The 13,436-nt window shown below is 67.0% G+C and carries 10 protein-coding genes and 1 pseudogene; 1 reads left to right on the plus strand and 10 read right to left on the minus strand.

What is annotated here, in order from left to right; genetic code table 11:
- Nucleotides 1–31: 31 nt before the first annotated feature.
- Nucleotides 32–898, plus strand: coding sequence for a CAF17-like 4Fe-4S cluster assembly/insertion protein YgfZ (gene ygfZ, locus JNK84_RS07830; RefSeq protein WP_293422470.1), 867 nt, complete (start codon nt 32–34; stop codon nt 896–898).
- Nucleotides 899–962: 64 nt separating this feature from the next.
- Here ygfZ and JNK84_RS07835 read toward each other — a convergent pair whose 3' ends face one another.
- The 10 genes and pseudogenes from JNK84_RS07835 to JNK84_RS07880 all read right to left on the minus strand — a co-directional run bounded on the left by JNK84_RS07835 (nt 963) and on the right by JNK84_RS07880 (nt 13,433).
- The gene (locus JNK84_RS07835) at nt 963–1,223 is read right to left on the minus strand and encodes a hypothetical protein (protein ID WP_293422473.1); all 261 of its coding nucleotides are present in this window, start codon (nt 1,221–1,223) and stop codon (nt 963–965) included.
- 203 nt (nt 1,224–1,426) lie between these two features.
- Entirely contained in the window at nt 1,427–2,824 is a 1,398-nt protein-coding gene (gene lpdA, locus JNK84_RS07840) for a dihydrolipoyl dehydrogenase (protein WP_293422476.1), read from the minus strand.
- A gap of 36 nt (nt 2,825–2,860) precedes the next feature.
- On the minus strand, nt 2,861–3,610 hold the full coding sequence (locus tag JNK84_RS07845) for an SDR family oxidoreductase (RefSeq protein WP_293422479.1): 750 nt from the start codon (nt 3,608–3,610) through the stop codon (nt 2,861–2,863).
- Between the two features lie 45 nt (nt 3,611–3,655).
- Nucleotides 3,656–4,888, minus strand: a complete 1,233-nt coding sequence (gene odhB / locus JNK84_RS07850; RefSeq protein WP_293422481.1) for a 2-oxoglutarate dehydrogenase complex dihydrolipoyllysine-residue succinyltransferase — start codon at nt 4,886–4,888, stop codon at nt 3,656–3,658.
- A gap of 72 nt (nt 4,889–4,960) precedes the next feature.
- Entirely contained in the window at nt 4,961–7,936 is a 2,976-nt protein-coding gene (locus JNK84_RS07855) for a 2-oxoglutarate dehydrogenase E1 component (RefSeq protein ID WP_293422484.1), read from the minus strand.
- A 126-nt stretch (nt 7,937–8,062) separates the two neighbouring features.
- Nucleotides 8,063–8,953, minus strand: a complete 891-nt coding sequence (gene sucD / locus JNK84_RS07860) for a succinate--CoA ligase subunit alpha (RefSeq protein WP_293422487.1) — start codon at nt 8,951–8,953, stop codon at nt 8,063–8,065.
- 23 nt (nt 8,954–8,976) lie between these two features.
- Entirely contained in the window at nt 8,977–9,357 is a 381-nt protein-coding gene (locus tag JNK84_RS07865; protein WP_293422490.1) for a hypothetical protein, read from the minus strand.
- A gap of 700 nt (nt 9,358–10,057) precedes the next feature.
- Nucleotides 10,058–11,245 (minus strand): annotated as a pseudogene (gene sucC / locus JNK84_RS07870) (ADP-forming succinate--CoA ligase subunit beta); the annotation flags it as partial.
- Between the two features lie 216 nt (nt 11,246–11,461).
- Nucleotides 11,462–12,427: a malate dehydrogenase gene (gene mdh / locus JNK84_RS07875; RefSeq protein ID WP_293422493.1), complete on the minus strand. Its 966-nt coding sequence runs from the start codon at nt 12,425–12,427 to the stop codon at nt 11,462–11,464.
- Between the two features lie 379 nt (nt 12,428–12,806).
- Nucleotides 12,807–13,433: a TetR/AcrR family transcriptional regulator gene (locus tag JNK84_RS07880; RefSeq protein WP_293422496.1), complete on the minus strand. Its 627-nt coding sequence runs from the start codon at nt 13,431–13,433 to the stop codon at nt 12,807–12,809.
- Nucleotides 13,434–13,436 lie beyond the last annotated feature (3 nt).

Raw genomic sequence — 13,436 nt, forward strand, 5'->3', positions numbered from 1 at the left:
CAACGGTGCCAAGCGAACGAAAGGCATTCCGATGCAGACGGCATTCCTGCCCGAACGCGGCGTCATCCGGCTCACCGGGGAAGACCCGGCGAAATTCCTGCAAGGGCTCGTCACCTGCAATGTCGAGGCGATCCCCGCCGGGGAGGCGCGGTTCGGCGCGTTGCTGACGCCGCAGGGCAAGATCGTCGCCGACTTCTTCGTCGTCCCGGTGCCAGAGGCCATGGGTGGCGGGCTCATGATCGATGCGCCGCGCGCGCTCGTCCCCGACCTCGCCCGCAAGCTGACCTTCTACCGCCTGCGCGCCAAGGTCGGCATCGAGGACCAGTCGGACCAGCTCGGCGTGACCGCGCTCTGGGACGCCGAAAGCGCGCCGGAGACCGCCGGCATCGTGGCGCGGGACCCGCGCCATCCCGCGCTCGGCTGGCGGCTGATCTCGGCCCTGCCCGCGACAGCCGACCCGCACCAGGCGGCCTGGCAGGCCCATCGCGTGCGACTGGGCATTCCGGAAGGCGGCCGCGACTTCGCCTATGGCGACGCCTTCCCGCACGAGGCGGACATGGACCAGCTCGCCGGCGTCGATTTCGCCAAGGGCTGCTATGTCGGGCAGGAGGTGGTGAGCCGCATGCAGCATCGCGGCACGGCGCGCACCCGCGTCGTTCCCTTCGCCTATCCCGACCATGCGCCGATGGAAGGCATCGACGTGATGGCCGGCGGAAAGGCCGTCGGCACGATGGGCTCGGCTGCCGGGGGACGGGCGCTCGCCAAGGTGCGGCTCGACCGGATCGAGGATGCGCTGGCGGCTGGAGACGCGATCACCGCGGGCGGCATCGCGCTGACGCCGTCGAAGCCCGACTGGGCGCGGTTCGCCTGGCCGGGCGAGGTTGCCGCGACGACCTGACCAGCTCCCGAAACGCTGAAGGCGGCGGGTTGCCCCGCCGCCTCCTTCCGCCGTGGCGGAGCGATCACCAGTAGCGGCGCACGCGCTCGCACTCGCGGGTGACGTTGTAGACCTCATAGCGGCAGTTGGTCGTGGTGGCGGTGCCGCCCTGCGGAGCCGCCCGGCCGCGCCGCGGCGGGATCTGGATGTTCGGGGCATCGACGAGGCCGGGGATATCTCCGCCGCCACCGCCGCCGCCACCGCCGCCACGGGCGAGAGCCGCGCCGGACATGGCGCCGCCGACGACGAGGGCAAGGGCACCGGCCACTGCAAACCTTCTGGACATGGACATGGTCATTTCCCCTTCGGTTTCGGCGGTTCCGGCACCCTTGCCGCTCGCCTGATGACCATCAGTCGCGGCGGCCGGAAAAGAGGTTCAACGACGCTGCCGCAACGTTCGGCGTCCCTGAGGCGCAAAAGGAAAGGGCGGCGCCGTGAGCGCCGCCCTTCGCATGAACCCCCAGTCAGGCGAGATCGCCCGCCCGGCCCTCACATATGGATGGCGCGCTTGTCGACGGCGAGCGCCGCTTCCTTGACCGCCTCCGACATGGTCGGGTGGGCGTGGGTGGAGCGGGCCAGGTCTTCCGCCGAACCGCCGAACTCCATCAGCACCACGGCCTCGTGGATCATCTCCCCGGCCCCCGCGCCGAGGATGTGGACGCCCAGAACCTTGTCGGTCGTGGCGTCCGCCAGCACTTTCACGAAGCCGTCGGTCGTGCGGTTGGCGCGGGCGCGGCCATTGGCGGTGAAGGGGAACTTGCCGACATTGTAGGCGATGCCGGCGGCCTTCAGGTCCTCCTCGGACTTACCGACCGAGGCGACCTCCGGATAGGTGTAGACCACACCGGGAATGCAGTCGTAATTCACGTGGCCTGCCTTGCCGGCGATGATCTCCGCCACCGCGATGCCCTCGTCCTCGGCCTTGTGGGCGAGCATCGGCCCGCGCACCACGTCGCCGATGGCGTAGATGCCCGCGACATTGGTCTTGAAGTGGTCGTCGATGACGACGCGGCCGCGCTCCAGCGCGACGCCGACGCCTTCGAGCCCGAGCCCTTCGGTGTAGGGACGGCGGCCAATGGCGACCAGCACCACATCGGCCTCCACGGTCTGCGCCTCGCCGCCGGCGGCCGGCTCGACGGTGAACGCCACGCCCTTCTTCGAGGATTTGGCGCCGGTCACCTTGGCGCCGAGCTGGAAGGTCATGCCCTGCTTGCCGAGGAGGCGCTGGAACTGCTTGGCGACCTCGCCGTCCATGCCCGGAAGGATGCGGTCGAGATATTCGATGACGTGGACCTCGGCGCCGAGGCGACGCCAGACCGAGCCGAGCTCGAGGCCGATGACGCCGGCGCCGATGACGACCAGCTTGCCCGGCACCTTGGAGAGCTCCAGCGCGCCCTCGGAGGAAACGATCTGCTTCTCGTCGATGGCGACACCCGGCAGCGGCGTCACGTCCGAGCCGGTGGCGATGACGATAGACTTCGCCTCGACCTCGGTGACCTTGCCGTCCTCGGCCGTCACCTTGACCTTGCCCGGCGCGGCGATCGTGCCGAGGCCGAAGTGCTGGTCGATCTTGTGCTTCTTCATCAGGAAGGCGACGCCGTTGACGTTGCCGTCGATGGTCTCCTGCTTGTGAACCATCATCTGCTTGAGGTTCAGCTTCGGCTCGGGGATGTCGATGCCGAAGGCCTTGAAGCCATGACCGGCTTCGTCGAACAGTTCGGAGGCGTGCAGCAGCGCCTTGGACGGAATGCAGCCGATGTTCAGGCAGGTGCCGCCATGGGTCTTGCGCTTCTCGACCACGGCCACTTTCAGGCCGAGCTGGGCGGCGCGGATGGCGCAGACATAGCCGCCGGGGCCGGTGCCGATGACGACGAGATCGTAGGACATGGATCAGTTACTCCGGAAAACGGATAGGCGTGGCGCTCAGAAGCGCCCGCCGGAAGCGTTGATGAACGAGCCGGTGCAGTAGGAGGCTTCCTCCGACAGGAGCCATAGCGCGGCGCGCGCGATCTCCTCGGGGTCGCCGATCCGCTGCATCGGGATGGTGGGGCGGATGCGTTCGACCCGGCCGGGATCGCCGCTTGCCTCGTGGATCTCGGTGGTCACCATGCCGGGACGCACCGCGTTGACGCGGATGCCCTCCATGGCGACCTCCTTGGCGAGGCCGATGGTGAAACTGTCGACCGCGCCCTTGGTGGCGGCATAGTCGACATATTCGTTGGGGCTGCCGAGCGTCGAGGCGACGGACGAGATGTTGACGATTGACCCGCCCTTGCCGCCCCGCTTCGTCGACATGCGTCTGACGGCCTCGCGGGCGCAGAGGATGGTGCCGACAACGTTGATCGCGACGATCCGCTCGAGGCGCTCGACGGTGTAGTCCTCGACGCGGCCGGACTTCGAGACGACGCCGGCATTGTTGATCAGGCCGGCAAGCGTGCCCATGCGGTCAGCGGCGGCGAAAATATGCTCGACATCGACGTCGACCGAGATATCGCCGCGCACGGCGACCGCCTGCCCGCCATCGGCATTGATGCGCGTGACGACGTCTGCCGCCGCCTCGGTGTCGTTCGCATAGTTGACGACGACGCCGTAGCCGTATTCGGCAGCCAGCAGCGCGCAGGCGCGGCCGATGCCGCGGCTCGATCCGGTAACGACGCAGACGCCCTTGGACATGGTGTTCTCCTGGTTGGGCGGCCGGCTCCGCGCCGGCCGCGCCGATCAGAGATCCATCACGAGCCGCGCCGGATCCTCAAGACTCTCCTTGACGCGCACGAGGAAGGTCACGGCTTCCTTGCCGTCGACGATCCGGTGATCGTAGGAGAGCGCCAGATACATCATCGGCCGGATCTCGATCTTGCCGCCGATGACCATCGGGCGCTCCTGGATCTTGTGCATGCCCAGGATGCCGGACTGCGGGGCGTTGAGGATCGGCGTCGACATGAGCGAGCCATAGACGCCGCCGTTCGAGATCGTGAACGTGCCGCCCTGCATCTCCTCGATCTTGAGCTGGCCGTCGCGGGCGCGCCGACCGAAATCGGAAATGGTCTTCTCGACCTGGGCGATGCCCATCTGGTCGGCATCGCGCACCACCGGCACGACGAGGCCCTTGTCGGTGCCGACGGCGACGCCGACATGACAGAAGTTCTTGTAGATGATGTCGGTGCCGTCGATCTCGGCATTGACCGCTGGGATGTCCTTCAGCGCCTGAACGCAGGCCTTCACGAAGAAGCCCATGAAGCCGAGCTTCACGCCGTGCTTCTTCTCGAACAGGTCCTTGTACTGGTTGCGCAGCGTCATGACCGCCGTCATGTCGACCTCGTTGAAGGTCGTCAGCATGGCGGCCGTGCTCTGGGCCTCCTTCAGGCGGCGCGCAATGGTCTGGCGCAGGCGCGTCATCTTCACGCGCTCCTCGCGCGGCGCGTCCGCGGCGCTGGAGGCCGGACGGGCAGCGACGGGAACGGCCGCCGGAGCGGGCGCGGCCGAAACGCCGGTCGCAATCGCGGCGAGCATGTCGCCCTTGGTCACGCGGCCGTCCTTGCCGGAGCCAGCGACTGCCGAGGCGGCGACCCCGCTTTCGGCGGCGAGGCGAGCGACGGCCGGGCCGTTATCGGCGGAAGCCGCCTTGGCCGGCGCGGCGGCCGGAGCGGCCTTGGGGGCCTCGGCCTTGGGCGCTTCAGCCTTGGGAGCCGCCTTGGCGGGAGCGGCAGCGGCCGCACCCTCGGCGATCTGGCCGAGCAGCGCCGACACGCCGACCGTCGTGCCGGTATCCGCGACGATCTCCGCCAGCGTGCCAGAGGCCGGCGCGTTGATCTCGAGCGTCACCTTGTCGGTTTCGAGTTCGACCAGCGGCTCGTCCTGCTTCACGGCCTCGCCGGGCTTCTTGAACCACTTGGCGACGGTCGCCTCGGTGACGGATTCTCCAAGGGTCGGAACGCGAATCTCGGTGGCCATTGTGCAGTCCCTTGCGGGCCTCTCTCATCTCGATTTCAAACGGGCCGGCGCGGCATCCGCGCCGGGCGGAATTCAGGCGAAGGCTTCGTCCAGGAAAGCCTGGAGCTGGGCGTTGTGGCGGGACATCAGACCCGTGGCGGTGGCGGCGGAGGCCGGGCGGCCGACATAGCGGGCGCGCTTCGACTTCGACCGGGCGGTGCCCAGCACCCATTCCAGATAGGGCTCGACGAAGGTCCAGGAGCCCATGTTCTTGGGCTCTTCCTGGCACCAGATCACCTCGGCGTTCTTGAACCGGGAAATCTCGGTGGCCAGCGCCTTCAGCGGGAACGGATAGAGCTGCTCGACGCGCATCAGATAGACGTCGTCGATGCCGCGCTTGATGCGGTCCTCGTAGAGGTCGTAGTAGACCTTGCCCGAGCACAGCACGACCCGCCGGATCTTCTTGTCTTCGACCAGCTTGATCTCCTGGTTCGGCAGGATTTGCGCATCGTCCCACAGCACGCGGTGGAACGAGGTGCCAGCCTCCATCTCGTCGAGCCGCGACACGGCCCGCTTGTGGCGGAGCAGCGACTTCGGCGTCATCAGGATCAGCGGCTTGCGGATCTCGCGCTTCAGCTGCCGGCGCAGGATGTGGAAATAGTTCGCCGGCGTCGTGCAGTTGGCGACCTGCATATTGTCCTCGGCGCACATCTGGAGGAAGCGCTCCAGACGCGCGGAGGAGTGCTCGGGCCCCTGCCCCTCGTAACCGTGCGGCAGCAGGCAGACGAGGCCCGACAGACGCAGCCACTTGCGCTCGGCCGAGGAGATGAACTGGTCGAACACCACCTGCGCGCCGTTGGCGAAGTCACCGAACTGGCCTTCCCAGAGGGTCAGCGCATTCGGCTCGGCGAGCGAATAGCCATATTCGTAGCCGAGCACGGCCTCCTCCGAGAGCATCGAATTGATGACCTCGTACTTGGCCTGGCCCTCGCGGATGTTGTTGAGCGGCGTGTAGCGGGCTTCCGTCTGCTGGTCGATCAGCACCGAGTGGCGCTGGCTGAAGGTGCCGCGCTCGCAGTCCTGGCCGGACAGGCGCACGCGATGCCCCTCGTCGACGAGGCCGGCGAAAGCCAGAGCCTCGCCGGTCGCCCAGTCGATGCCCTCGCCGGTCTCGATCATCTTGCGGCGGTTGTCCATGAACCGCTGGATCGTGCGATGGGCGGTGAAGCCCTCCGGGATGGTGGTGATCGCCTTGCCCAGCTCGACCAGCTTGGCATGGTCGAGGCCACTCTGGCCGCGACGCGGATCATCATCGGTCGACAGACCGGCCTTGACGCCCGCCCACTTGCCGTCGAGCCAGTCGGCCTTGTTCGGCTTGTAGGACTGGCCGGCTTCCATCTCGGCGTCGAGGCGCTGACGCCAGTCGGCCTTCAGCTTGTCGATCTCGCCTTCGGTGATGATGTCCTCGGCGACGAGCTTCTTCGAATAGACATCGAGCGTCGACGGCAGGCCGCGGATCTTCTTGTACATCAGCGGCTGGGTGAAGGCCGGCTCGTCGCCCTCGTTGTGGCCGAAGCGGCGGTAGCACCACATGTCGATGACGACCGGCTTCTGGAACTTCTGCCGGAACTCGGTCGCGACCTTGGCGGCGAAGACGACCGCTTCCGGATCGTCGCCGTTGACGTGGAAGATCGGCGCCTCGACCATCTTCGCCACATCCGAGGGATAGGGCGAGGAGCGCGAATAGCGCGGATAGGTGGTGAAGCCGATCTGGTTGTTGATGATGAAATGGACCGAGCCGCCGGTGCGGTGCCCCTTCAGGCCCGACAGGCCGAAGCACTCGGCCACGACGCCCTGACCGGCGAAGGCGGCATCGCCGTGGATCAGCAGCGGCATGACGGCCGTGCGGTCCTCGGGCGAGCAGCCATGCTGGTCCTGCTTGGCGCGCACCTTGCCGAGCACGACGGGATCGACGATCTCGAGATGGGACGGGTTGGGGGTCAGCGACAGGTGGACCCTGTTGCCGTCGAACTCGCGGTCCGACGAAGCGCCGAGGTGGTACTTGACGTCGCCGGAGCCTTCCACGTCATCGGGGGCGTAGGAGCCGCCCTTGAACTCGTGGAACAGCGCGCGGTGCGGCTTGCCCATGACCTGGGTCAGCGTGTTCAGGCGGCCGCGATGGGCCATGCCGAGCACGATCTCCTTCACGCCGAGCTGGCCGCCGCGCTTGATGATCTGCTCAAGCGCCGGGATCATGCTCTCGCCGCCGTCGAGGCCGAAGCGCTTGGTGCCGGTATAGCGGATGTCGAGGAACTTCTCGAAGCCCTCGGCCTCGACCAGCTTCTGCAGGATGGCGCGCTTGCCCTCCTTGGTGAAGGTGATCTCCTTGTCCGGCCCCTCGATGCGCTCCTGGAGCCAGGCCTTCTGAGCCGGATCGGAGATGTGCATGAACTCGACGCCGAGCGTCTGGCAATAGGTGCGCTCGAGGATGCCGACCATCTCGCGGATGGTCGCGAATTCGAGGCCCAGCACCTTGTCGATGAAGATCGGGCGATCGTAGTCGGCCTCGGTGAAGCCGTAGGAACGCGGGTCCAGTTCCTCGTGGGTCTTCGGCGGGTCGAGGCCGAGCGGGTCGAGATTGGCGTGGAGGTGGCCGCGCATGCGGTAGGCGCGGATCAGCATCAGCGCGCGCACGGAGTCGCGGGTCGCCTGCTGCACCTGCTCGGCGGAGATTTCGCCACCCGAATCCTTGCCGCCCTTGGCCTTGTCGGCGGCCCTGGCCTTGATCTTGTCGCCGACCGCCTTCTCGATCGCGGCCCAGTTGCCGTCGAGCGCGGAGATCAGCTCGCCATTGGCTGCGATCGGCCAGTTGGACCGCGCCCAGGAGGGGCCCTCGGCGTTCTTGACCACGTCGCCCTTGTCGTCGCCGAGCGACTTGAAGAAGGCCTGCCAGTCGGCATCCACCGAGGCGGGGTTCTTCTCGTACTGCGCGTAGAGGTCCTCGATATAGGCGGCGTTGCCGCCATAGAGGAACGAGGTGAGCGCGATGGTCTCGTCTTGGCGTGCCATGATCGGTTCCCGCAGCGGAGCACCCATATGGCGCTCCGGTTTACGCTGTGCAGAAACGCCTTGAGGCGTTCCCTTCAATGGTCGAACCCGGCCCGAAACGGGCCGGGTTTGTGGTCGAAATCGGTCTCAGCGCTTCTTCTTCAGCACTTCGACCAGGGTCTTGCCGAGGCGCGCCGGCGACGGCGAGACGCGGATGCCCGCCGCCTCCATCGCCGCGATCTTGTCCTCGGCGCCGCCCTTGCCGCCCGAGATGATCGCGCCGGCATGGCCCATGCGGCGGCCGGGAGGCGCGGTGCGACCGGCGATGAAGCCGACAATCGGCTTCTTGCGGCCGCGCTTGGCCTCGTCACGGATGAACTGGGCGGCGTCTTCCTCGGCCGAGCCGCCGATCTCGCCGATCATGACGATCGACTCGGTCTTCGGATCGGCGAGGAACATCTCCAGCATGTCGATGAACTCGGTGCCCTTGACCGGGTCGCCGCCGATGCCGACGGCGGTGGTCTGGCCGAGGCCCTCGCTCGAGGTCTGGAAGACAGCCTCATAGGTAAGCGTGCCGGAGCGCGAGACAATGCCCACCGAACCCTTGCGGAAGATGTTGGCCGGCATGATGCCGATCTTCGACTCGCCGGCGGTGACGACGCCCGGGCAGTTCGGGCCGATCAGGCGCGACTTGGAACCCTCGAGCGAGCGCTTCACGCGGATCATGTCCTGCACCGGGATGCCCTCGGTGATGCAGACGATCAGCGGGATCTCGGCGTCGATGGCCTCGCAGATGGCGTCGGCGGCGCCCGGCGGCGGCACATAGACGACGGAAGCGTCCGCACCGGTCTTGGCGCGCGCCTCGGCGACCGTATCGAAGACCGGCAGGCCGAGATGGACCTGGCCGCCCTTGCCCGGCGCCACGCCGCCCATCAGCTTGGTGCCATAGGCAATGGCCTGTTCCGAATGGAACGTGCCGTTCTTGCCCGTGAAGCCCTGCGTGATGACCTTGGTCTTCTTGTTGATCAGAATGGACATTCCATACTCCTGTGCGACCCGGCTCAGCCGCGTGCGATGAGATTGGTGAGCCAAGGGCCCGCAACGAACGATCCGGCGAAGACGGCCGCGCCGAGCAGCGCCACCCACTTGCCGATACTGCGCTTCTCTTCGAGAAGGTCTGTGATGAAGGTGCCGGCGAGGTCTGACCCGTCGGGGACGACGCGACGGACGAGCCGCCGGACGAAGGCGCTCGGGATTGCATCGATGGTGCGGCCAACGAAAGCCTCGCCGGTTTTCACCGCGCCGCTTTCCTTGACCGTCGTGTAAGCGCCCGTGGCCTGCAGGCGGGAGAAGGCCCTGACGGCGATCCCGAAGCAGACGAACTGGATCAGACCCCAGACGAGAATCGCCAAGCCGATCACAGCAATCAGCGCCGTCACCATCTCTCGACCCTCGACACCCGCCTGACGCTACCGCACACCTTAAGACGGCGCGCGGACCCGACCGGGCCCGCGCGCCGGCTTCACATCACTTCTTGCCCTTGGCCGGAGCCTTGGCGGCGGCCTTGGGAGCAGCCGCCTTCTTGGCCGGGGCCTTCTTGGCGGGAGCTGCGGCGGCCTTGGCCGGAGCCGCGGCAGGAGCAGCGGCGGCCTTGGCCGGAGCCTTGGCAGGAGCCTTGGCCTTGGCAGGAGCCTTCGCCGGAGCCTTGGCGGCGGCCTTCGGAGCCGCGGCCTTGGCCGGAGCCTTGGCGGCAGCCTTCGGAGCCGCGGCTTTCGCCGGAGCCTTGGCGGCAGCCTTGGGAGCGGCGGCCTTGGAAGCGGCAGCCTTGGCCGGAGCCTTCGGAGCAGCAGCCTTGGCCGGAGCCTTCGCCTTGGCCGGAGCCTTCGCCTTGGCCGGAGCCTTGGCAGCGGCGGCCTTGGGAGCCGCAGTCTTCTTGGCGTCCGCCTTGGCGGCGGCAGCCTTCGCGGGGGCCTTGGCCGCGGCCGGAGCCTTGGCCTTGGAGGCGGACTTGGACGCGGTCTTGCTACCCGTAGACTTGGATGCTGCCTTGCTCATTGTCTTCCTCTCTGGTTTTTTGGCGTCAGGCCGCTTGGCCGTAGCCTTCGGGGCCTTGGGCGGCGTGCTGCCCCCCTTGCCGCCGTTGCGGACCGCACTGACGATCTTCTGAGCGGCATCGTCCAGATCGTCGGCCGGGATCACGTTGAGCCCGGACGTGCGGATGATCTGCTTGCCTTCCTCGACGTTGGTGCCTTCGAGGCGCACCACCAGCGGCACCTTGAGCCCGACCGCCTTCACCGCGGCGATGACGCCGCGTGCGATGACGTCGCACTTCATGATGCCCCCGAAGATGTTGACCAGGATGCCCTTCACGTTGGGGTCGGCGGTGATGATCTTGAAGGCCGCCGTGACCTTCTCCTCGGACGCGCCGCCGCCGACATCGAGGAAGTTCGCCGGCTCCTCGCCGTAGAGCTTGATGATGTCGAGGGTGGCCATGGCGAGGCCTGCGCCGTTGACCATGCAGCCGATCGTGCCGTCGAGCGCGATATAGGCGAGGTCGAACTTCGACGCCTCGATCTCCTTGTCGTCCTCCTCGGTGATGTCGCGGAGCGACACCACGTCGGGGTGGCGATAGAGGGAGTTGGAGTCGAAGGAGACCTTTGCATCGAGGACCTTGAGCTGGCCCTGCTTGGTAACGATCAACGGGTTGATCTCGAGCATCTCCATGTCCTTGGCGACGAACGCCTTGTACAGGATGCCCGCGACCGCCTCGGCCTGCTTGGCGAGATCGCCGGTCAGGCCGAGCGCCTTTGCGATGGTGCGGCCGTGATGGGCCATGTAGCCCGTCGCGGGATCGACCGAGAAGGTGAAGATCTTCTCGGGCGTGTCGTGCGCCACCGCCTCGATGTCCATGCCGCCTTCGGTGGAGACGACATAGGCGACGCGGCCAGTCTCACGGTCGACCAGCATCGAGAGATAGAACTCCTTCGCGATGTCGGAGCCGTCCTCGATGTAGAGCCGGTTGACCTGCTTGCCGGCGGGGCCCGTCTGGATGGTGACGAGGGTCGCGCCGAGCATCTGCTTGGCGAAAGCCTCGACTTCCTCGACCGACTTCGCCAGGCGAACGCCGCCCTTCTCGCCAGCCGACTTTTCCTTGAACTTGCCCTTGCCGCGACCGCCCGCGTGGATCTGGGACTTCACGACCCAGAGGGGACCACCGAGCTTCTTGGCTGCGTCCTTGGCCTCGGAAGACTTGAAGATGGCGATGCCGTTGGAAACGGGAGCGCCAAACTCCTTCAAGAGCGCCTTGGCCTGATACTCGTGGATATTCATCTGGAACCCTTGTGTCTGGCGGCCCGCCCGCCCTGAAGGTCTCGAGGCCGCTCGACGGGCAGCCGCTTGATTGCGACTGCCGTGGACGCGAACACCACAAAACGCTTAAACCGCGATGGTTACCCAACCGTCGACGACGGAGCGTCGACGGCCATTGTCGCAGTACGCTGACGCGTACACCTACTCGACGCGCACAATCGCCCGGAAAAAGAGCGATTACTTGGCGAGATCGGGGGCGATGGTCTTGCAGGCGTCGACGAGGCCCTTCACCGAAGCGACGGACTTCGCGAACATCTCCTGCTCGCCCTTGTCGAGCTCGAACTCAACGATCTTCTCGACGCCGCCGGCGCCGATCAGCACGGGAACGCCGACATACATGTCCTTCACGCCGTACTGGCCGGTCAGATAGGCAGCCGACGGCAGCACGCGCTTCTTGTCCTTGAGGTAGCTTTCCGCCATCGCGATGGCGGAGGCGGCCGGCGCATAGAAGGCCGAGCCGTTGCCGAGCAGGCCGACGATCTCGCCGCCGCCCTTGCGGGTGCGCTCGACGATGGCGTCCAGCTTCTCCTGCGTCAGCCAGCCGGACTTGACGAGCTGGTTCAGCGGCACGCCGCCGACCGTCGAGTGGCGGACCATCGGAACCATGTCGTCGCCATGGCCGCCGAGCGTCCAGGCGTGAATGTCCTCGATGGAGACGCCGGTGGCCTCCGCCAGGAACAGCTCGAAGCGCGACGAGTCCAGCACGCCGGCCATGCCGACGACCTTCTCGGCCGGCAGGCCGGAGAACTTCTGCAGCGCCCAGACCATGGCGTCGAGCGGGTTGGTGATGCAGACGACGAAAGCGTTGGGGGCGAACTTCTTGATGCCCGCGCCGACCTGCTCCATCACCTTCAGGTTGATGCCGAGGAGATCGTCGCGGCTCATGCCGGGCTTGCGCGGCACGCCGGCGGTGACGATGCAGACGTCAGCGCCCTCGATGGCCTCGTAGGACCCGGTGCCGCTCATCTTGGCGTCGAAGCCCTCGACGGCCGATGCCTGCGCGATGTCCAGCGCCTTGCCCTTGGCCGTGCCTTCCGCGATGTCGAACATCACGATGTCGCCGAGCTCTTTCAGGCCGGCCAGGAGAGCCAGGGTTCCGCCGATCTGGCCGGAGCCGATCATCGCGAGTTTCTTGCGCGCCATGGAGGGGTCTTTCGCTGAATGGTGTTGCGGTCGCGGAGGCTCCGCTTGCGACACCTCGATATCCAGAATTCCAGCGCCCTTTCAAGCTGTGCTTTGATTCGTCATATCCGTGTGACGTGAGTCGCGCCCGCCGTCAAATATCGGCCCCGGCGGAGCGCGGATTTCTGCCCCTGCCTCAAGGCTTTATCGACCCCTGTTGCAGCCATGCCGCACCGTGGTCGGCGGCCTCGGGCGCGCCGACGCCGGCGAACGCCCAGGCCGCCCTGTTTCGCTGCAATGCAGAATCACCAACTAACAAATTACAAAATTTGTAATATGTAACAACGCCGCGATAACAGCGGATTGCGGGCCTGATCGATCCGGACGGGGGCGCCCGCCGCTACACACCGCCGGCGACGAGGGTGCGGACAGCCGCCCGGATGATGACCGCATAGCGCTGCTCCAGCTGGCTGCGCGGAAGGTCGCGGGTCTCCATGACCAGCACGGGATGGACGAAGCGCTGCATGGCGTCAGCGACGAAGGCAGCCGCCCGCTCCTCGTCCTTCACCTGAAACGGGCCGGCGAGCCCCTCGTCGATGATGGAGGCCAGAAAGGCCCTGAGGCGCGCCCTGTGCGCCATCACCGTGTCGCGCCGCCCGTCCCAGAAGGTCGCGAAGGCCGAATAGATGGCGGGATCGCGGTCGAGGCCGTCGCGCTGCGCCTTGGCCCAGGCGACGAGGAAGCGTTCGAGCTTGTCGTCGGCGGGATCGGGAGCGCTGGCGATGTCGCCGAGCATGACCTCGACGCTGCGCGCCCAGGCGACCACCACCGCCTCGACGAGGCCCGCCTTGGAGGGAAAGAAGCGATAGACGTTGGCGTGGCTCATGCCGGCTTCGCGCGCGACCCCCACCACCGTCACCTTGTCGGGCCCGAAGCGGCGGATGTGCTCGGCGGCGATGGCGATCAGGCGCGCCTCGACGCGGTCTTCATGGGAGGCTGGCGCGGTCGCGAAGGATCGGCGGGACACGGG

This window comes from Phreatobacter sp., from assembly GCF_016793595.1.
Lineage (GTDB): Bacteria > Pseudomonadota > Alphaproteobacteria > Rhizobiales > Phreatobacteraceae > Phreatobacter.